Raw genomic sequence first — 19,950 nt, 5'->3', positions numbered from 1 at the left:
GAAGATGGAAAATAAAAATTTATCAATAGGTTTTATTGGTATTGGTGTGATGGGAAAAAGTATGGTTAACCATTTAATGCAAAGTGGTTATAAAGTATATGTATATAATAGAACGAAGGAAAAAGCGGATTCTTTAGTGCAAGAGGGTGCGACTTGGTGTGATACACCGAAAGCGTTAGTAAAGCAAGTTGATGTTGTTATGACGATGGTTGGTTATCCTCATGATGTAGAAGAAGTGTACTTTGGGATAGATGGAATTTTAGAACATGCAAATGAAGGTACGATAGCAATTGACTTTACAACATCGACACCAACATTGGCAAAACGTATTAATGAAGTTGCGAAAAGCAAGAATATATATACATTAGATGCACCAGTATCTGGAGGGGATGTTGGAGCTAAAGAAGCTAGACTAGCAATTATGGTCGGTGGAGAGAACAGAATATATGATATTTGCTTACCTCTATTTGAAAAACTAGGAACAAATATTCAGTTGCAAGGCCCTGCTGGGAGTGGACAACATACAAAAATGTGCAATCAAATTGCAATTGCTTCTAACATGATAGGAGTATGTGAAGCGGTAGCGTATGCGAAAAAGGCGGGACTTAATGCAGATAAAGTATTAGAGAGTATTTCGACAGGAGCTGCAGGTAGCTGGTCATTAAGTAATTTAGCTCCTCGAATGTTAAAAGGAGATTTTGAACCTGGCTTTTATGTAAAGCATTTTATGAAAGATATGAAGATTGCTTTAGATGAAGCTGAAAAATTACAATTACCAGTACCGGGTTTAACCCTAGCGAAGGAATTGTATGAAGAGCTAATCGTAGATGGAAAAGAGAATAGCGGAACACAAGTATTATACAAAAAGTATATAAGGGGGTAAATGAAATGGATCTCCAAAAGTTTGACGAAATGATTGATGCTGTGCAGCGAGCAACTTGTGTACAGATTAATGATAAGCAAAAAGAAGCTTTTAAACAAAAATACGATTTTGGACCAGATTTTGAATATGGAAGAGATGAGAAAGGGCATTATGTTATCCGAACCTCGAAAAAGATGTTAGAGGAAATGGAGTTTTATTTGGCATTGAAATATGATCGGGATGGAATTGCCCTTTATATGCATGCTGAGATTGAAGGGACATGTCATGTATCCGTTAGCTATAGCGAGGATGCACTTCATTTGCAAGAATTGTTTCAATTTCTAGAAGAAAATAAATAAAAAGTCCTCATTTGAGGACTTTTTATTTATTTAGGCAGGCATAATATTTAAGTTGGATAATCTATAGGCTGGAAGCGCGACGGCATCTTTCAATTGGGAATGGAATAACTTGTGCAATGTGATTAGGACCCAACTGTTTCGCGCGAGCATGGCGTAGTATATAAAATGCGCACAGAATAGCAACAGGAATAGCACCATATAAACCGAAAAATAAAGCGCTTACACACGATGCAGCAAAACCTAAAACACCAACTTCTAATTCTTCCATAATAGCTCCTAAAATGACAGGAATAGCTCCGCATATAACTCCTAGTATAAGTGCGATAAGTAAACTCATGATTATCCCCCTCTGTTTGCAATATTCTTTTCCTTCTTATTAGTTGTAGTATATCATACGTAAAACAGAATTTTCAGAAAAAATTCAAAAAAAGTTCAATAAATGTTCAAAAAGTATTCCGAAATGTACTTGATAAAGTGGAATTATGATTCGAGATATTTGATTTAAACAAACGAAAGGGACAAATCATTTTAGTAAATAAAAAATCAGGCTTACTTCAATGTTATGAAATAAGCCTGTTCCATAGGAGGATGTATATATGTAGAGTGAATAAAAGGTTGGAAAAGGGGTTCCAACCTTTTATTCAACTAGCTACCTTAATAAATTGGAACCCAACCTTCTGTTGTAACAAAAATACGAATAGCTACAACTTGGCGATCATCTTGTAAGGTAAAATAGTGTCTTGCATTTTCAGGTACAGATATAAGATCACCAGGCTCAAGTTCAACGTCAAAGAATCGACCATCTTTTCCTTCAATAGCGAAGATGCCATGACCGCTGACAATAAAGCGAACTTCATCGTCAGTATGATGGTGTTCTTTTTGGAAATTAATTAATAACTCGTCAAGGCTAGGTGTGCTATTTGAAAGTGAAATCACATCATATGCTTTATAACCTCTACGCTCTGAAACATCAGCAATTTCTTTGGAAAACACCGTTAATATTTCAGCTTTGTTTTCATCTGTTAAGGAGTAATTTTCTTTTAAATGAGTAGGGAGTTTAGAAATATTCCATTTCTCATATAAAACATCTTCTCCTTGTAGAAAGTTTGATACTTCTACTTCATTTTCAATACGAGTATTTTCCTCATGAATACGAATTTGCGCCATTAGAAACGCCTCCTTGAATTGATAATAATTTTATATGAAATTGGAATAAAAACTCATAAGCTTCTAATCTTTTTTTTGCATCAAAGCTATCACGGCCCCATACGGTAATGCCATGGTTTCGAATTAATACTGCTCCTGAATCTCCTTGTATATGCTTTCGAAATTTCTCTCCAAGCGTTGGGATATGAGCATCATTTTCGATAATAGGAATGTTAATCGTTGCACCTTCTTCCCAAATATCAAGAGCTTTAATAATCTCTTGATTTTGAAGGGTGACTTTATCGCTATACAAATTTGTGATGACATTATTATCAGTTGTATGAACATGAAGTACGCACCCAGCATTCGTACTGTTATAAATATGTGTATGCAATATTGTTTCTGCTGAAGGGCGTAACTCAGTTTCTAAAACGGGAACTCCTTGATGATTTACTAATAGAAAATCATCTGGAGTGGTTTTTGTTTTATCTTTTCCACTTGCTGTAATAAGAAAAGTAAGGGGATCATGACTGACTTTTATAGAAATATTTCCACTTGTTGCTGGAAACCAATTCCGAGTTGTTAATTCTTTTTTTATTTCACTTAAGTCATACCATTGACGAAAAAGTTGTTTCATGATTTCACCTCCAACAAATGTTGTAATTCGACTTGAATATCGTGAAATGTGTTAAAGGATGTATAAGCAATATGATTTTCTTCACATTTTGTAATAAGGAAGTCACGGGCAAATACTTTATCTGCTTGTTTTGCTGCTTGTAAATCAGTAATGGAATCTCCTATCACAATATGAAAATCATCTTTAGAGCTTAGTTTCCGAATTAATGATGATTTACAGAGACCGCAACTATGCTGACATTGCTCGTCACAAGGGTGCGGCCATTTAACTTCAACAAATTCTCCTGAAAAGTCAGTTGCATTACAATAAATTTGTTCTTTAGGGATTATTTCTTGTAAGAGTGGATAGACGAAGAAATCCATTCCACCTGATATAACGTAAAAGGAAATGTTATTTTCATTAATGAATTGTATGAATTCATGAAAACCTGTACGGATTTCAGCAGTTTCTTGTAAAAACTGAATAATATCATCGTGTAGATTAATAGGTATTAATCGAAATAATTGAGAAACACCTTCTTGAATAGAAAGTTCTTGCGATAAAATTTTTTGCTTTATTTCCTCTGCTTCTGGTGGTGCGAATTTTTCCATAATGGACATGATATTATCGTTATTTGTAATCGTACCATCGAAATCACAAAATACTTGAATGCTCATAATTTCACCTCATGAGAAGGATTTCCCCATATTTGTAGTGCGCTATGCAAATTTATTTCATCCACTTCATGGAGTGGTTTACCTTGTAAAGTAGCTTCAATTGCAGCACGGAAAGCTTTGCCACCACCTTGAGCTCCATTTGGATGCCCATGAATCCCGCCACCGGCATTAATAACAACATCCTTACCAAAATCTCGTAAAATAAAGGGAACGAAACCAGGATGAATTCCAGCAGATGGAACAGAAAAACTTTTCTTGAAATAGTGGTCTTCCTCAGTTAATGCTTCTGTAATGAGAAGAGCTTCCTCTTTTTCTAATGCAACGTTGCCGTATGGTGATGGGAATAAAGAGAAATCAGCACCAGCGTAACGTAGTAATTTTCCAAGTAGTAATGGAGAAGAGAACCCGTATAGTTTCGATGACGAATATGCGCCACTTACAGCAGGGTGTGCCATAATAGGAATTGGAATTTCATCGTCTTCTACAAGTGATTGCAGTACATCTAATCCATAAGAAAATACATTAAATAAAAGAATGTCTGCTCCAGCTACCACCGCACGTTTCGCGTTCTCTTTTAAATCATAAGTTCGCCCTGTTAAATTTACTGCGTATAAAGTTTTATGTCCGTAAGTTTCGTATACAGATTGTAAAACTTCTTTCCCAGATTCAATTCTTTTTGTAAGTGGTGTTAATGAGTTTTCGAATAAAATTTCATCATCTTTTACAATATCTACGCCTCCAATTGCCTGATCGCGTAGTTGAGTTTTTAAATATCCAATATTCCGTCCAATCATTCCTTTAAAAATACTCATTAGAAGAGGGCGATCTTGAACTTGTAACAGGTTTCGAATGCCTTCGATTCCAAATTTTGGTCCAGGAAACTGTTTCTTTAATTCGTCTGAGAATGTTAAATCAATTAGTTTAATTTCTCCATCTAACGAAAGTTTTCCAAATGTTGTTGTCAAAATGGCTGGTAAGTCGGGGCTAAAGTTCAGCGATGGATAATGAATTTTAATGAGTCCACGTGATACTTTTTTGCCAAGGTAAGAGTTAATATGTTCTTGTTCGTCTAACGCTTCAATATGAATGACATTGCCTTTATGTTGTTTTAATTGTTCTTGTAATAAGTGTGGCAAATGAGTCCAAGAGCCAATTGTTAAACCAATTGCAATTTGTTCCGCTTTCTTTTCTAAGTTGTGAGAATCATCGTGGATTAAATATGTCGCTATAATTCCGCTCATTGTTAAAACCTCCTAGTTAAATAAAAAAACCTCTCAGCTAAGGAGAGGTTTTTTTACAACCAGCTCCTTATCTGTCAGCGTAACGCTGCGAGAATTAGCACCGTGTCTACAATTGTAGATCGGTTGCCGGGTTTCGTCGGGCTCGTCCCTCCACCTGCTCTTGATAAGAAGTATTTAGAAATGTTTAAATTTTTAAGATAACTGAATTTTGTCAGATATTTTTCATGTTGTCAATGACTTTTTGAAAAAATTTAATTTATCAATTCGATTAATAGCTTCTCGTAATCTATCTTCTGTATGCAAGAGACCAACACGGACATACCCTTCGCCGTGCTCACCAAATCCAACACCAGGAGCAACTGCAACGTGTGCTTTTTCTAGCAAAATATCAGAAAATTGCTCAGATGTATATCCTTCTGGTACAGGAAGCCATGCAAAGAATGATCCTGTTGGAATATCTACATTCCAACCAATTGAGTGACAAGCTGAAATAAGAGCGTTTCTCCGAGATTCATAACTATTAACAAGTTCTACCACACAAGACTGCGAGCCTAATAGTGCTTCGCGGGCAGCATCTTGAACTGCACCAAAAATACTAACATACATATGATCTTGCAATAGGTTAATTGTTTCGATGACACTTTCATTCCCCACTGCAAAAGCAATACGCCAGCCAGCCATATTGAAAGTTTTTGATAAAGTGTAAATTTCAATTCCTGTATCTTTGGCGCCGTCTGCTTGCAAGAAACTAACAGGCTTTTGACCATCAAATCCGATAGCACCGTAAGCAAAATCATGAACAACTAATATATTATGTTTACTAGCAAAATGAATGGTTGCATCAAAGAATTCTTTTGATGCAGTAGCACCGGTAGGATTATTAGGATAGTTTAAAAACATTAACTTTGCTTGCTCCGTAACAGAGTCATCAATTTTCGTATAGTCTGGTAAAAAATTATTTTCTGCAATAAGCGGCATTGTTTCAAAGTGCGCTTTTGCTAAAGCAACTCCGGATAAATAATCTGGATAGCCTGGATCTGGAACGAGAATGGTATCACCAGGGTTTGTAAAACAAATTGGTAATTCTACTAATCCAGCCTTTCCACCAAACAAAATAGCAACTTCAGTTTTTGGATTTACTACTACATCATATTCACGTTGATAGAATGTTGCCACGGCTTCTTTTAAGCTTTCATGTCCGCGAAATGGCGGATATTTATGATGAATGGCCTTTTCAGCAGCATCTTGTAAAGTTTTTACGATATGCTGTGGTGTTGGTTGATCTGGATTACCTTGACCTAGATTAATAACATCGTGACCAGCTGCAACGACTTTGTTAACTTTTGCAACAAGTGAAGCGAAAAATTGTGTCGGCAATGATGTTACTACTTCGGAAGGTTGAAAATTTTTCATACTTTTCACCTCTTTTGAAAGTTGTTACAATTCTAGTGACAAATGATATAATCTTTCCAGTATTTTGTAAAGAAAAAATTAGGAATGGGGCGGACAAAATGAAAGTCGCATGTATTCAAATGGATATTGTCTTTGGTGATGTAGAAAAAAATATTGAGAACGCTAAAAATAAAATAAGCGAAGCGATGAAGGAAAGACCAGATGTTATCGTCTTACCAGAATTATGGACAACAGGATATGATTTAACAAGACTTTCTGAAATTGCAGATAGGGATGGATTGGAAACGAAAGAAAAGTTGAAAGAGTGGTCGAAACAATATGGTGTACATATTGTTGGTGGTTCCATAGCGAAGCAAACAGAGCAAGGTGTTACAAATACAATGTATGTTGTAAACAATGAAGGGAATCTAGTCAATGAATATAGTAAAGTACATTTATTTCAGCTTATGGATGAACATAAATATTTAGTAGCTGGTAATGAGACAGGTGAATTTAAGCTAGATGATGTAGAGTGTGCTGGCACAATTTGCTATGATATTCGTTTTCCGGAGTGGATGCGTGTTCATACTGCTAAAGGTGCAAAAGTTTTATTTGTTGTAGCAGAATGGCCATTAGTACGTTTAGCGCATTGGCGTTTGCTTTTACAGGCGAGAGCAGTTGAAAACCAGTGTTATGTTGTAGCATGTAATAGGGCGGGAAAGGATCCGAATAATGAGTTTGCAGGTCATTCTTTAATTGTCGATCCGTGGGGTGAAGTTGTAGTAGAGGCAAATGAAGAGGAATCTATTTTATTTGGAGAGCTTAAATTCGAGAAAATTAAAGAGGTTCGCAAAGGAATTCCAGTTTTTGCAGATCGTCGTCCAGAATTATACAAATAAAATGTTGACAAGTGATTTTTATTCTTGGTATAGTCTTCATCATAAAGTTAAAAATTCAAAAAATTATAAAACTCTTATCAAGAGCAGGTGGAGGGATTTGGCCCGATGAAGCCCAGCAACCGACCGCAATACCATTGTGAAATGGGGCGTTTATGACGTCAAAAGGCACGGTGCTAATTCCAGCAGAAAGTAAACTTTCTGGCAGATAAGAGGGGAGAAGATAAACTTCAAACCTCTTTCTTTGTGGGAAGAGGTTTTTCTGTGCTAGAAAAACCTCTGAATTAAAAGGGGGAGAAGACGATGGGATATTATTCATTAACAGAAGTAACAGCTGTACACTACGCAAAAGAACATGGATACTTTGATAAGAAAGCGAATGTAATTTGCCATGAAATTGGAGATGGCAATTTAAATTACGTATTCAAATTAGATGATGGAGAGAAGACAATTATATTAAAACAAGCACTTCCATATGCAAAAGTAGTTGGTGAGAGTTGGCCATTGTCAATAAAAAGAGCAACGATTGAAAGTAAAGCACTACAAATTTTCGCGAAGTATGTACCGGAATACGTTCCAGAAGTATACAGTCATGATGAGGAGTTGGCAGTGACAGTAATAGAAGATTTATCAAGGCTAACGATTACAAGAAAAGGATTAATAGACGGAGAAGAGTATCCTCTTTTATCCCAGCATATTGGTCGCTTTCTAGCACATGTTTTATTTTATACTTCAGATTTCGGCGTACGTTCAGAAGAGAAAAGAGTGTTAGATAGTGAATTTGTTAATCCAGATCTTAGTAAAATCACAGAAGATTTAGTGTTTACAGATCCGTTTGGTCATTATGATACGAATGATTATGAGCCAGAGTTACAACTAGCGGTTGATGAACTGTGGAGTGACAAAAATTTAAAATTAAAAGTAGCACAGTATAAGTATAAGTTTTTAACGAGAAAAGAAGCGCTCATTCATGGGGATTTACATACTGGTAGTATATTTTCATCGCCTTCTGAAACGAAAGTAATTGATCCAGAATTTGCAACGTACGGTCCATTTGGATTTGATCTTGGCCAATTTATTGCAAATTTATTATTAAATGCGTTATCGCGTGAAGAGGAAAAAAGAAGTGTGCTATTTTTCCATATCGAGAAAACATGGAGTTATTTTGTAGAAGCTTTTACAAAGCTATGGATTGGAGAAGGTGTAGAAGTATATACGAAAGAGAAACAATGGTTACCAATTATTTTGCAAAATATTTTTAGTGATATTGTTGGATTTGCTGGATGTGAACTTATTCGTAGAACAATTGGTCTAGCACACGTGGCAGATTTAGATGAAATATCAGATAAAGAAAGAAGAATTCAAGCTAAAAAACAAGCACTTTATTTAGGGAAAGAACTATTAAAATATGAATCAAAGAGCGCAGATATACAACTGTTCCGAACATTATTTCAACATACAATTTCAGGAGGCGTAAAGGCATGAGTACAATCATTACTATTCCGAGATCTGTAAGTTGGAAAGGAGATACCATCGCGGTATTAAACCAAACAAAGTTGCCGCATGTCACTGAATACAAAACATTAACGAATGTTGAAGATGTATGGAAAAGTATCATTATGTTAGAAGTACGCGGAGCACCTGCAATTGGAATTGTAGCTGCGTTTGGTTTGGCGCTTGCGGCAAAGAAATACGATGCTACAAATATCGATGAATTTCAAAAGAAGTTTAATAGAGATTGTAACTATTTAGGGACATCACGTCCGACGGCAGTCAATTTATTTTGGGCAATTGATCGCATGAGAGAAGCTATACGAGGGATTTCTACAATAAAAGAAGCACAAAAAATATTAGAAGAGGAAGCACTTCGTATTCAGCAAGAGGATGAAGTGGTGTGCCGAAGTATTGGAGAACATGCTTTAACATGTTTTAAAGACGGTGATAAAATTTTAACAATTTGTAACGCTGGAAGTATTGCAACTGCTAGATATGGAACAGCATTAGCCCCATTTTATATTGGGAAAGAGAAGGGTGTACGTTTACATGCCTATGCGTGTGAAACGAGACCGGTTTTACAAGGTGGTCGTTTAACGACATGGGAATTGAAGCAAGCAGACATTGATGTAACGCTTATTACGGATAATACTGCAGCACATGCAATTCGAACGAAAGAAATTAATGCGATTATCGTAGGGGCAGATCGAATCGTTGAAAACGGTGATACTGCTAATAAAATAGGAACATTAAATTTAGCTATATTAGCAAAGTATTTCGGTATCCCATTTTACGTTGCAGCACCGTTATCTACATTTGATACTACGAAACAAACAGGTGCTGAAATTGTCATTGAAGAAAGAGATGAAACAGAAGTTACGAAAATTTTTGGGAAACAAGTGGCGCCACTTGGAACGCCTGTATTTAACCCTGCATTTGACGTAACACCGCATGAATTAATTACAGGAATTATAACTGAGAAAGGTATTTTACGTGGAGATTATAAGCAAGAAATTACGTCATTATTTGAAAAAACAAGCTAATCACAAATAGCTTGTTTTTTTATGCCTAAGATTCTCTTTTCCTCTTATTTATGTAATGAAGGGAGGAGAGAAAGATGGAAGAGTGGATCAGGATGATAGGTAATGTGGGGTTTCCGATTGTTGCAATTGAGAAACTCCCTAAACAATTACTAAAGTAGGAAGATCCTCGCGATAGAAAGTAAAATAAAGTTTGCTCTTCGTGAGCAAACTTTATTTTTTATCCCGCATTAACTGCCCGTAAAAGTCCGATTGGTGAAGGCTAATAATCAGTGGGGGATGAACAAAACCCCCACTGATTAAAGTTTCACTTTATTGAGCAGTATATCCACCATCGATAACAACAGCTTGACCAGTTATGCCTTTTGCCTTTTCACTTGCTAAAAACATAGCATAATCTGCAATTTCTTGTACTTGCAACAAGCGCTTCTGCGGTACAAGAGGATAAATAATATCTTCTAAAACATTTTCAAGTGGTACATTTCGTGTAGTTGCTAAATCTTGTAGTTGATTTCGTACAAGGGGAGTATCAACATATCCGGGACAAAGAGCATTTACAGTAATTCCATGAGTTGCTCCCTCTAAAGCAGCCACTTTTGTTAATCCGATTACGCCATGTTTCGCACTATTATAAGCAGCTTTTCCAGCAAATCCGACAAGGCCGTTAATAGAAGCGATATTAATAATACGTCCATATTTTTGTTTCTTCATAATAGGAAAGGCAAGCTTGGTTGCAATAAATGGAGCAATTTGCATAATTTTAATAAGAAGTTCGAACTTATCCGTTGGAAAATCTTCAATTGGTGAGACGTGTTGCATGCCTGCATTGTTAATTAATACGTCTAATGAACCGAAGTGAGTAACTGTTTGAGAAATTGCTGCTGCAATTTCTTCTTCAGCTGTAACGTCACATTTTAAACCGATAGCTTGATAGCCTTCTTTTTGCAATTGTTCAGCAGCTTCTTTTGCACGATCTTCAAGGCGATCACTAATGACAACTTTAGCACCTTCTTTTGCGAAAGCACTTCCCATTTCATAACCAATACCACTCGCAGCACCTGTTAAAAAGACAACTCGATTTGTAACCATGATGAAAAACACTCCTTCATAATAAAAGTTCTCTTATTGCTCTATTTAGAGAGGTGATAATGAAATTCCTGCAAACATTTGGAAAAATATATTTAGCTATCTTGTTTTGCAAAATAGTCTCTGCTATACTATTTTGTAAAGCAAGATACTTACGCTTATCTATCTTGTAAAACAAGATAGTGGGAGGATTTGAAATATGTCGACAAGTCAAATGCTAAAAGGGATTTTAGAAGGTTGCTTACTTGCTATTATTTCTGAAGGTGAAATATATGGTTATGAAATGAGTGAAAAACTAGCGAAATATGGTTTCACAATGGCGAGTGAGGGAAGTATTTATCCGTTATTAATACGAATGCAAAAGGAAGGATTAATAACAAGTGTGATGAAGGAATCTCCATCAGGTCCAAAGCGAAAATATTATACATTAACAGAAAAAGGCGAGGAAGCACTGGATGAATTTATGGATCGCTGGGAAGTGATGCAAAGTAGTGTAGAGCGTCTACTTGAAGGGAAGGGGAGAAAAAAATAATGCTATCAAATGAAGCGCGAAATTTTTTATTGGATATGAGATTATTTTTAACTGCAAAGAGTGTGAAAGAAAGCGATATTGAAAGCTTTTTAGAAGATGCAGAGTTGCATTTAATAGAAGGTGAGGGTGAAGGGAAAAGTGTAGAAGATATTTTCGGAAGTTCACCGAAAGAATACGCGAATGAACTTGTAAAAGTGATGGAAAGGGATAGACAGGAAACGTGGAAGCAAATTGGGTTTACGGTAATGAATATCGTTTCGCTTTGGATTATTGCTTCTATTTTAATAGTTAATAATGGGATTTTACAGATTTCGCTTATTCAGTGTATTGGCTATAGTTTTACATTGATTTTAGCTGTTGTGGGTCCTAATTTTCTGCTTCGTAAAATGACATTTGTAACAAGTCTTACAAAAACGTGGTTTTCCATGTGGTTTTTAGTCATGATCGCGCCAATGTTTTTATTAGGAGCAGTTACGATACTAGATGTGATATATCCTACAACGATGTTTACGTTGACTCTAGTCCAAAGTTATATATTAGCTGGAGGGATCTTTATCCTCACGGTAGCTATAAATATATATTTTGAAGGATGGTTTAAAAACTTATATTTAATTATTCCGCTTTCTATTATGTTAGTGTTTAAAACATTTACATCGGAAGATCTTATGCCAATGTTATTTCAAATTGTATGCTTGTATGGAAGTTTATTTATTTTAATTTTCCTTGAAATTATGATGAAGGCGAATAGAAGAGAAACGGTTAAATAAGGGAGGGGTTATAATGAAGGTTTCTAAAGAAGGTTTCTAAAGAAGGGGAAAAGTTTTTAATCGATACGAAAGTGTATTTAATAACGAAGGGAATTAAAGAAGAAGATGTGGATACTTTTCTAGAGGATGCAGAACTGCATTTAATAGAAGGTGAGCAAGAGGGAAAGACGGTAAGTGACATATTTGGTGATTCGCCAAAAGCGTATGCGGAAGAATTGGCGAAAGAGATGGAGAAGGATAAAAGCGGGAGTATAAAGAGTATTCTTGCGATGATAATTGGGGTTGGCGGGTACTGGATATTAACACATATTTTGTTTAATAATCCGAATCAGCAATTTACGCTAACAAATATACAGTTAATTGGCTATCCTATCGTCTTAATCATTACGATTATTGGAACAATTGTTGCCTTTAGAATGTCTTCTTTTAAAAATAAGTTTGTAGAGTTTGGGATTATTTACGTAATAGTAATGGTTCCTATCTTATTATTAGTATTATTGATGTTTATTGATAAATGGTACGGTACACCTATTTTGCAATTGTCGACAATACAAACATATATATTAGCAGCAAGTATCTTTTTATTACTTTTCATTGGAGAAGTGTATGTTCTTGGTTGGATGGGCGTTTTGGTGCTAATTGTTCCTTTGGCAATTATGTTTATATTTAAAGACTTAGAAGAAAGAAATGTATTTTGGGGAATTGCAAAGATTTTACTTATGTATGGAAGTATATATGGATTAATGCGATGGTATTTAAAAATTGAAGAGCGAAAAAGTATAAACTAGCTGTACGATACGAAAGTAACGAGCAAATAATTAGCAAACGGAATTTTCTATTAAGTGGGGTACAAATATGCAAAATATATTTATATGTATATTAACTATTATGTTTCTAGGATTAGCAATTTTAGGGATTTATACTGCTTTCACCAAAAGAATACATGATGAATATTTTAATACTTTATTAGATGATACATCAGGATATGTTTTGTTTTTCGGTTTAATAGGAAAAGGGCTGCTTTGGATATGCAAAAAAGTATTTCCAAAGAAATATTATATTGGGATTTTTAGAGGGATTACATTTACTTTTAGTTGTATGTTTTTATTTCTCGCAGCCGGTATTTGGTTTATTGATTGGAATATATTGTTTTAAACAGTAACAATATCGTTACTGTTTTTTTCTTTGTAATAAGGGACTTTGTAAAGAGAGCGCTTTTTGTTCATTTGTTAATAATGAATTGATGTGAACTTTATTAGGGCTAGGGACTATAGGGTACATAAGGTTCGATGGTGAATGGTGATGTTCAGAACCGGTTGGAGAGTGGGGATCTGCGTGCGTAAGTTTTCCATGAATTCGTCTTGTGAATAAAATATGACCAATTTCGTGAGCGAGGGTGTATATATTTTTCATTGGAGCAGCTGAGTTTGTTAGAACGATGTAACCAGTAATTTGTTGTTGTTTCGCTAGAGAGTAAGCGCAAGCGATTACTGCGGTTTCTTTGAAATAATCACTGCCAATATAACAAATATAAAGGTCACATTCAGGAGCTTCGTTAACACAAGTTTGAAAAAAGGATGATAATTTTTCCTGACTTTGAATGGAGTTTTTATAACTAATTTCCCGATTAGAAAAACGGAAAAGCTCGTTTAGTACAATTACTTCTTTAATTTGAAATGTAATGGGATGCCAAATTGATTCTGCAACTGCTAAATCTTTTGCAATACGGTCGTCAGAAATATCGGCGCCTGGAGTAATGCAAACACATATATTAATGTATGAATCCATAAGGAACACCTCAAAGGAAAAAATTCTTTCTATAATATATGTGGGGAAAAGGTCCTATGTATGGATAAACGCCTTGTTTATTACACGAATATATAGACTACAAGTCGAAAAAATTTCATAGTTCTATAACGTAGTATGGTCATCTTTTTGATATAGTAAAGAAAAGGGGGAGAATATATGTATACATTAAAAATCGTTTCAGACAGAGAAGCTCTGTATCAATTTGCGAGCTATGTAAGAGTTGTGCAAGGGGTTGAAGGTGTATATGTAGAGGTGGGAGAACCTTTATATGAACATCCATTAATGAAGTTTTATGTACATATTACAATTGAAGAAACATATGATCAGCATAAAGCGTTACAAGAAATAGCTAGATTAGTAGAATTAGGGCGTTTTACATATGTCCATTATAGCAATGAGGAAATTGAAGAAGCTTTTGAAGCTGTAAAATACGAAAGCTTTAAGAAATAAAGTGAAACTTTAATCAGTGGGGTGGTTTTTCATCCCCCGCTGATTATTAGCCCTCACCAATCGGGCTTTTACGGGCAGCCCGACCCCCACCTAACTTCTTTACTTTCGCTGAATTTTGAGGTAGGGGTCTTACTGCTCGCAAATAGCGGGATAACGGTAAAAAAAGGAAGCGGAAGCTTCCTTTTCTTATTGAAAATTACAGCAACAAAAGGAAGAGAATTTTGTTATGATAAGGAAGGGTGAGGAAAGGGGAGTTTACATATTGGGGTATATTGAAGAGTTACGCAAAGTAGTTGGTACGAGACCACTTATTTTAGTAGGATCAGCAATTATTATATTAAATGATAATCAAGAAGTATTGCTTCAATATCGTTCAGATACATATGATTGGGGTGTGCCTGGCGGGGCAATGGAACTGGGAGAAACGACAGAAGAAACTGCTCGTAGAGAATTATTCGAGGAGACGGGGCTAAGTGCAAAAATAATGCAATTTCTTGGTGTTCTTTCAGGAAAGGAAGTTTATTTCCGTTATCCAAATGGAGATGAAATTTTTAATGTGATTCATCTGTATCAGGCACATCATGTAAGCGGAGAATTAAAGCTCGATCATGAAGGGTTACAACTTCAATATTTTCCAGTAGACAAGTTACCGAAATTGAATGAAACGACAGAGAAGATATTACAAAAATTCTTATATGCATTGACAGAATAGAAGGTTAATTCCTTCTATTTTTATTATATTAAATATTTTGATTTTTTGGTATGTTTATAGTATGATAATTGTAGACATACAACTTATGGAATTTCACCTAAAAACTTACTAGGTTACATAAGAGAGGGGCAAGTACAAAATGCATAATGTTGTCATTACAGCTGCAGTTCGTTCACCAATTGGAACTTTCGGAGGAGCACTAAAAAATATAACACCAGTAGAATTAGCTGTTCCTGTACTTCAGGAAGCTGTAAAAAGAGGCGGAGTAGAGCCACATGAAGTTGATGAAGTAATTTTAGGTCACTGTATTCAAAGAACTGATGAAGCAAATACGGCAAGAACAGCTGCATTAGCGGCAGGATTTCCTGACACAGTTACTGGTTATACAATTCAACGTCAATGTTCTTCAGGTATGCAAGCAATTATGTCTGCTGCAATGCAAATTCAATTAGGTGTAAGTGATATTGTTGTTGCAGGTGGAGTAGAGGCAATGAGCTCAAGCCCTTATGCATTAAAACAACACCGCTGGGGACAACGTCTACAGCACGGAGAAATTCGTGATACGGTGTGGGAAGTTTTAGAAGATCCGATTCACCATATTATGATGGGTGAAACAGCGGAAAATTTAGTTGAACAATATGAAATTACAAGAGAGGAACAAGATGAAGTTGCGCTTCGTAGCCACACATTAGCGTTGCAAGCGATTGAGTCTGGATACTTTGACGATCAAATTGTTCCTATTTCGATAAAAGAACGTAGAAAAGAAGTTGTATTTTCGAAGGATGAACATCCACGTGCAGATATTACAGCTGAAAAGTTAGCGGGATTAAAACCAGCTTTCCGTAAAGATGGATCAGTAACTGCAGGGAATTCATCTGGTCTTAATGACGGAAGTGCCGTTTTAGTATTAATGAGTGAAGAAAAGGCGAAAGAAAAAGGTTTACAACCGTTAGCTCGAATTGTTGGATATTCAGTAGCAGGTGTAGATCCGAAAATTATGGGTATTGGACCAGCACCAGCAATTCGCAAAGGGTTAGAAAAAGTAGATTGGTCATTAGAAGATGCAGATTTACTTGAAATTAATGAAGCTTTCGCTGCACAATACCTAGCTGTAGAGAAAGAGTTAGGGTTAGACCGTGAGAAAGTGAATGTAAACGGTAGTGGTGTAGGACTTGGACATCCAATCGGTTGTACAGGAGCTCGTATTACGGTAAGTTTAATTCACGAATTAAAAAGACGTGGATTAGAGAAAGGTATTGCCTCTCTATGCGTTGGAGGCGGTATTGGAGTAGCTTTATTTATAGAAGCATTATAAAAAAGAGGCAGCGATTGCTGCCTCTTTTTTTATGACTCAAATAAGTGATGAAATAATCGATCGCGATTTTCAAAGAAAAGTTTCGTCGTTTGATAATGCTCCGTTTCTTCTAATGTCGATTCGTGAATCCCTTCTTGAGTTAAAGAGTATATAGTAGATTCAGGATAAGCCATTAAAATGGGGGAATGCGTTGCGATAACAAATTGTGAACCTTTTTCAGCTAGCTCATGCATGCGAATGAGCATTGAAAGTTGTCTCATCGGGGATAATGCTGCCTCAGGCTCATCTAAAATGTATAAACCTTGTCCTGAAAAGCGGTTCATAAATAATGAGAAGAATGATTCGCCGTGGGATTGTTTGTGTAGTGAGATACCACCATATGAGTCAATAACTGGATTTCCGCGTGCTTCTGAATCAGCATCCATTTCATCAATATAAGAAGCGACGTTATAAAATGATTCAGCACGTAGAAAGAATCCGTCTTTTGGGGTATTAAAACTTTTTGAAATTCGAATGTATTCATGTAAAGATGAATGTGAATTGTACGTGTTAAAACGGAAGTTCTTCGTTCCACCTTCTGCATTAAAACCTAAAGCAACTGCAATCGCTTCGAGTAATGTTGATTTACCCGTTCCATTTTCTCCAATAATGAATGTTACATTTGGATGGAAAAGGAGCGATTGTAATGTTCGAATGGCGGGTAAACAGTAAGGATATGCGGAAAAGCTAGGGATATCTTCTTTTTTTAATGTGACACTTTTTAAAAAGGGTACGTCAATCAATATATAAACCTCAATTCATAAGGGATTTTGTTTCTAAAAAAGCAGCGAATACAAGTGTAAGACAACTTGCGAATAATAATGTATATTGAAGCATGCCAAAACCGAGACCTTCCCAGCCGAAAGTAATTCTCTTCCATATAAAAATGAAAAGAACGCTCATAAAGCTAAAGAGAGCAGGCATATATTTTATAATTTTTAAGTGCTTCCATAGAAAGAAGACAATGTATGTACTTAAAAACAAGGTAAACAGAACAAGAAAAAAGACAAGTGTTAACGACACGTGATCCTCCCTTATTTTCTGAATATTTCATGTGGATTATAACATTTAAACTATCATATTCCAATGTGAAAATAAATATTGCATAGAGATTGTTCATATCGTTATGATAATATGTATTCTATTGGAAATAGGAAGAGGAGTATTAAACAGTAATCAAAAAAGTAAACCATCATAGACATATGTATTAAAATGTAATTATGAACTTGTATATGTTGAAAGAATTTTTGGGGATGATTCATATGTCTATTGAAACATTGGAAAGATGGGATAATCCAGGTGTTTTATTTTAACTGTTTATCGAAATCAAAAAAAATGAAAAACGCTCTCCACAAGAAGAACTTGTTCAAGATTTGCTATCTATCATTCATGTATGTAGTCGTGAGATATATGATTGAGAAAATATAAAAAATGTCGAGGGATAAAGAGATATGAGAAGAGCATATTTTATAGAGATAAAACCGACAAATGAACAAATAACCAAGATTAATCAAACAATTGGAGTGTGTAGGTACGTTTACAATCTGTACCTCTCCAAAAACAAAGAGATGTATGAATCAGAGGGAAAGTTTTTGAGTGGATATGATTTTTCTAAATGGCTAAACAATGTCTATACAAAAGAATGTAGCCAATGGATTAAAAAGGTATCTAGTAAAGCGGTAAAACAGGCAATTATGAATGGAGATAAAGCTTTTAAAAGATTTTTTAAGGGTTTATCTGGATTTCCATGTTATAAGAAAAAGAAGAATCAAGATGTGAAATGCTATTTTCCTAAAAACAACAAAACAGATTGGACAGTAGAAAGACATAGAGTAAAAGTCCCAACGATTGGTTGGATGAGGTTAAAAGAATATGGGTATATCCCCAAAAACGCGATTGTAAAAAGTGGAACGATAGGTAAAAGAGCAGGAAGATATTTTGTATCTGTGCTTTGCGAATTGGAAGAAACAGAAAAGAAGCCACCTCTCAATCAAACAGGTTTAGGTATTGATTTAGGGGTGAAGGATTTCGCTATACGTAGCGACGGTATCGTTCATGAAAACATCAACAAAACAATACAAGTAAAAAAAATAGAAAAACGGTTAAGACGTGAGCAACGTTCTTTATCGCGTAAATTTGAAAATATAAAAAAGAGAGGTGAACAACCTGTTACTAAAAAAAGAGCGAATATAGATAAAAATATTCTTAGAGTGCAAAAACTACATGCCAGGCTAGCAAATATTCGATTAGCGTATGTAAAGTCTATTGTAAATGATGTGGCGAAAACCAAGCCAACGTTTATTACAGTGGAAGATTTGAATGTGAAAGGTATGATGAAGAATAAACATCTATCTAAAGCAGTTACTAAGCAGTGCTTTTATACATTTAAAACATGGTTATTGACGAAATGTGAGGAATATGGAATTGAACTACGTCAAGTAGGCAGGTTCTATCCATCTTCAAAGCTATGTTCATGTTGCGGTCAAAAGAAAGCGAATGTAAAGCTATCTGACCGAGTATATATATGTGACTGTGGAAATGTAATGGATAGAGATTTGAACGCGTCAATCAACCTTTTACAAGCAAAAAAATATACAATACTAACGTGAATAGATTGTATATATGTACGGTGGGCTACATCGGAATTTACGCCTGTGGAGTGTTACAGCAAACTGTAGTAGCGAGTGATTGGCGAGACAGGACACGTAGAAGCAGGAATACTCTAAGAATATACATTTGTCTATATTTTTTGTAGCAGTTAAAATATGCCGTTTACATTTGCACATCCAGCAGCTGTTCTCCCTTTTGCTAAGAAACATTCTAGTTATATTTCAGTGACGGCTCTTATATTAGGTAGTATGGCACCTGATTTTGAATATTTTTTACATTTTAGGCCATACGGTATTATTGGCCATACATGGGCTGGTTTCTTATATTTGAATTTACCACTCGTTTTTTTATTAGCATATGCATATCATCGTATTTTAAAAGGACCATTTATAACCCATTTACCTAAGCCTTTTGCTAGTTACTATAAATATGTAGTAGATGAGAAGTGGGGGCTTTATACTCGGAAAGATTTTTTTGTATTTTGCTATTCTGCTTTATTCGGTATGGTGACGCATGTCGTTTGGGATGCTTTTACCCATAAGACAGGCTATTTTGTTATGAAAATGCCGCTGTTACAGCAAGAAGTATATAGTATTCCGATGTATAAATTTTTACAGCATGGGAGTACATGTTTTGGTCTACTATTACTAATATATGTACTATGGAAATATAGGAGGGAAACTGATCAAGATACTAGTTTAACTTCGGAAAAAAAGAAATATTGGGCTTCATCTATCGTTGTGGCGGCCATTATATTTATCGTGCACGCGTTATTAGACCCCTATTTTCATATTTTCCAAATAGGAGGTATAATAGTATCTGGACTGACAAGTTCGTTTTGTGGACTTCTTATTGTTTCTATAGTTTACAAATCAAGGGACTAATATATTTTAATGAATGATAGTGT

The 19,950-nt window shown here is 35.4% G+C and carries 23 protein-coding genes, 1 pseudogene and 2 riboswitches; of the genes and pseudogenes, 14 read left to right on the top strand and 10 right to left on the bottom strand.

Annotated elements, in window-relative coordinates; all coding sequences use genetic code 11:
- Positions 1-4: 4 nt before the first annotated feature.
- Both MHB76_RS19045 and MHB76_RS19040 read left to right on the top strand, forming a co-directional pair.
- A complete protein-coding gene (locus tag MHB76_RS19045; protein WP_016106078.1) occupies positions 5-883 on the top strand; it encodes an NAD(P)-dependent oxidoreductase in 879 nt (292 codons plus the stop codon).
- A 5-nt stretch (positions 884-888) separates the two neighbouring features.
- Positions 889-1,221 carry a DUF3909 family protein gene (locus MHB76_RS19040; protein WP_002122159.1) on the top strand — a complete coding sequence of 111 codons (333 nt, stop codon included), beginning with the start codon at positions 889-891 and terminating at the stop codon, positions 1,219-1,221.
- 61 nt (positions 1,222-1,282) lie between these two features.
- Here MHB76_RS19040 and MHB76_RS19035 read toward each other — a convergent pair whose 3' ends face one another.
- The 6 genes from MHB76_RS19035 to MHB76_RS19010 all read right to left on the bottom strand — a co-directional run bounded on the left by MHB76_RS19035 (position 1,283) and on the right by MHB76_RS19010 (position 6,314).
- Entirely contained in the window at positions 1,283-1,558 is a 276-nt protein-coding gene (locus tag MHB76_RS19035) for a hypothetical protein (RefSeq protein WP_002111585.1), read from the bottom strand.
- Between the two features lie 317 nt (positions 1,559-1,875).
- The gene (locus tag MHB76_RS19030) at positions 1,876-2,388 is read right to left on the bottom strand and encodes a 1,2-dihydroxy-3-keto-5-methylthiopentene dioxygenase (RefSeq protein ID WP_002160634.1); all 513 of its coding nucleotides are present in this window, start codon (positions 2,386-2,388) and stop codon (positions 1,876-1,878) included.
- Positions 2,366-3,004 carry a methylthioribulose 1-phosphate dehydratase gene (locus MHB76_RS19025; protein ID WP_002111581.1) on the bottom strand — a complete coding sequence of 213 codons (639 nt, stop codon included), beginning with the start codon at positions 3,002-3,004 and terminating at the stop codon, positions 2,366-2,368. Before MHB76_RS19025 ends, MHB76_RS19030 begins: the two co-directional genes overlap by 23 nt.
- Positions 3,001-3,660 carry a 2-hydroxy-3-keto-5-methylthiopentenyl-1-phosphate phosphatase gene (locus MHB76_RS19020; RefSeq protein ID WP_002111579.1) on the bottom strand — a complete coding sequence of 220 codons (660 nt, stop codon included), beginning with the start codon at positions 3,658-3,660 and terminating at the stop codon, positions 3,001-3,003. Before MHB76_RS19020 ends, MHB76_RS19025 begins: the two co-directional genes overlap by 4 nt.
- Complete coding sequence (gene mtnW, locus MHB76_RS19015) at positions 3,657-4,901, bottom strand: 2,3-diketo-5-methylthiopentyl-1-phosphate enolase (RefSeq protein ID WP_078172878.1); 1,245 nt, start codon at positions 4,899-4,901, stop codon at positions 3,657-3,659. Before mtnW ends, MHB76_RS19020 begins: the two co-directional genes overlap by 4 nt.
- Positions 4,902-4,965: 64 nt before the next feature.
- Positions 4,966-5,071: riboswitch (SAM riboswitch) on the bottom strand.
- 52 nt (positions 5,072-5,123) lie between these two features.
- On the bottom strand, positions 5,124-6,314 hold the full coding sequence (locus MHB76_RS19010) for a pyridoxal phosphate-dependent aminotransferase (protein ID WP_340987390.1): 1,191 nt from the start codon (positions 6,312-6,314) through the stop codon (positions 5,124-5,126).
- 14 nt (positions 6,315-6,328) lie between these two features.
- Here MHB76_RS19010 and MHB76_RS19005 point away from each other — a divergent pair, with 14 nt between their 5' ends.
- The 3 genes from MHB76_RS19005 (at position 6,329) to mtnA (ending at position 9,726) form a co-directional block, all read left to right on the top strand.
- Positions 6,329-7,192, top strand: coding sequence for a carbon-nitrogen family hydrolase (locus MHB76_RS19005; RefSeq protein WP_070170550.1), 864 nt, complete (start codon positions 6,329-6,331; stop codon positions 7,190-7,192).
- A 71-nt stretch (positions 7,193-7,263) separates the two neighbouring features.
- Positions 7,264-7,404: riboswitch (SAM riboswitch) on the top strand.
- Positions 7,405-7,492: 88 nt separating this feature from the next.
- Positions 7,493-8,674 (top strand): S-methyl-5-thioribose kinase, encoded by a 1,182-nt coding sequence (gene mtnK / locus MHB76_RS19000; protein ID WP_002111574.1) that lies wholly within the window; start codon positions 7,493-7,495, stop codon positions 8,672-8,674.
- Entirely contained in the window at positions 8,671-9,726 is a 1,056-nt protein-coding gene (gene mtnA / locus MHB76_RS18995; RefSeq protein WP_078172880.1) for an S-methyl-5-thioribose-1-phosphate isomerase, read from the top strand. The genes mtnK and mtnA overlap by 4 nt, the downstream gene beginning before the upstream one ends.
- Positions 9,727-10,035: 309 nt before the next feature.
- On the opposite strand, the gene MHB76_RS18990 is transcribed toward mtnA, so the two are convergent.
- The gene (locus MHB76_RS18990; RefSeq protein WP_078172883.1) at positions 10,036-10,812 is read right to left on the bottom strand and encodes a 3-hydroxybutyrate dehydrogenase; all 777 of its coding nucleotides are present in this window, start codon (positions 10,810-10,812) and stop codon (positions 10,036-10,038) included.
- A 196-nt stretch (positions 10,813-11,008) separates the two neighbouring features.
- Here MHB76_RS18990 and MHB76_RS18985 point away from each other — a divergent pair, with 196 nt between their 5' ends.
- The 4 genes and pseudogenes from MHB76_RS18985 (at position 11,009) to MHB76_RS18970 (ending at position 13,263) form a co-directional block, all read left to right on the top strand.
- Positions 11,009-11,341 (top strand): PadR family transcriptional regulator, encoded by a 333-nt coding sequence (locus tag MHB76_RS18985; protein ID WP_000107983.1) that lies wholly within the window; start codon positions 11,009-11,011, stop codon positions 11,339-11,341.
- Positions 11,341-12,108, top strand: a complete 768-nt coding sequence (locus MHB76_RS18980) for a DUF1129 domain-containing protein (RefSeq protein ID WP_078172884.1) — start codon at positions 11,341-11,343, stop codon at positions 12,106-12,108. Before MHB76_RS18985 ends, MHB76_RS18980 begins: the two co-directional genes overlap by 1 nt.
- A 29-nt stretch (positions 12,109-12,137) precedes the next feature.
- Positions 12,138-12,896, top strand: a pseudogene (locus MHB76_RS18975) (DUF1129 domain-containing protein); the annotation flags it as partial.
- Positions 12,897-12,963: 67 nt separating this feature from the next.
- The gene (locus MHB76_RS18970; protein ID WP_078172886.1) at positions 12,964-13,263 is read left to right on the top strand and encodes a DNA-binding protein; all 300 of its coding nucleotides are present in this window, start codon (positions 12,964-12,966) and stop codon (positions 13,261-13,263) included.
- Positions 13,264-13,278: 15 nt separating this feature from the next.
- Here the strand turns inward: MHB76_RS18970 and MHB76_RS18965 are convergent, their stop codons facing one another.
- The gene (locus tag MHB76_RS18965) at positions 13,279-13,896 is read right to left on the bottom strand and encodes an ImmA/IrrE family metallo-endopeptidase (RefSeq protein WP_078172887.1); all 618 of its coding nucleotides are present in this window, start codon (positions 13,894-13,896) and stop codon (positions 13,279-13,281) included.
- 177 nt (positions 13,897-14,073) lie between these two features.
- Between MHB76_RS18965 and MHB76_RS18960 the strand changes: the two genes are divergently transcribed.
- The 3 genes from MHB76_RS18960 to MHB76_RS18950 all read left to right on the top strand — a co-directional run bounded on the left by MHB76_RS18960 (position 14,074) and on the right by MHB76_RS18950 (position 16,394).
- Positions 14,074-14,367 carry a DUF3928 family protein gene (locus tag MHB76_RS18960; RefSeq protein WP_002160644.1) on the top strand — a complete coding sequence of 98 codons (294 nt, stop codon included), beginning with the start codon at positions 14,074-14,076 and terminating at the stop codon, positions 14,365-14,367.
- Positions 14,368-14,629: 262 nt separating this feature from the next.
- Positions 14,630-15,079 carry an NUDIX hydrolase gene (locus tag MHB76_RS18955; RefSeq protein WP_002145954.1) on the top strand — a complete coding sequence of 150 codons (450 nt, stop codon included), beginning with the start codon at positions 14,630-14,632 and terminating at the stop codon, positions 15,077-15,079.
- 139 nt (positions 15,080-15,218) lie between these two features.
- The gene (locus tag MHB76_RS18950) at positions 15,219-16,394 is read left to right on the top strand and encodes an acetyl-CoA C-acetyltransferase (RefSeq protein WP_002199469.1); all 1,176 of its coding nucleotides are present in this window, start codon (positions 15,219-15,221) and stop codon (positions 16,392-16,394) included.
- Between the two features lie 29 nt (positions 16,395-16,423).
- Here MHB76_RS18950 and MHB76_RS18945 read toward each other — a convergent pair whose 3' ends face one another.
- Both MHB76_RS18945 and MHB76_RS18940 read right to left on the bottom strand, forming a co-directional pair.
- Positions 16,424-17,176 (bottom strand): AAA family ATPase, encoded by a 753-nt coding sequence (locus MHB76_RS18945; protein ID WP_002199470.1) that lies wholly within the window; start codon positions 17,174-17,176, stop codon positions 16,424-16,426.
- A 10-nt stretch (positions 17,177-17,186) separates the two neighbouring features.
- On the bottom strand, positions 17,187-17,456 hold the full coding sequence (locus tag MHB76_RS18940; protein WP_016106066.1) for a hypothetical protein: 270 nt from the start codon (positions 17,454-17,456) through the stop codon (positions 17,187-17,189).
- A gap of 428 nt (positions 17,457-17,884) precedes the next feature.
- Here MHB76_RS18940 and MHB76_RS18930 point away from each other — a divergent pair, with 428 nt between their 5' ends.
- Both MHB76_RS18930 and MHB76_RS18925 read left to right on the top strand, forming a co-directional pair.
- A complete protein-coding gene (locus tag MHB76_RS18930) occupies positions 17,885-19,042 on the top strand; it encodes an RNA-guided endonuclease InsQ/TnpB family protein (RefSeq protein ID WP_016106065.1) in 1,158 nt (385 codons plus the stop codon).
- 156 nt (positions 19,043-19,198) lie between these two features.
- Positions 19,199-19,927 (top strand): DUF4184 family protein, encoded by a 729-nt coding sequence (locus MHB76_RS18925; protein ID WP_340987384.1) that lies wholly within the window; start codon positions 19,199-19,201, stop codon positions 19,925-19,927.
- Positions 19,928-19,950 lie beyond the last annotated feature (23 nt).

Origin of the sequence: Bacillus sp. FSL M7-1345 (genome assembly GCF_038006985.1) — a bacterium.
Taxonomy (GTDB): Bacteria; Bacillota; Bacilli; order Bacillales; family Bacillaceae_G; genus Bacillus_A; species Bacillus_A cereus_U.
The sequence above is the reverse complement of the archived record's forward strand: the minus strand, read 5'-3'. Positions and strand labels throughout refer to the sequence as shown.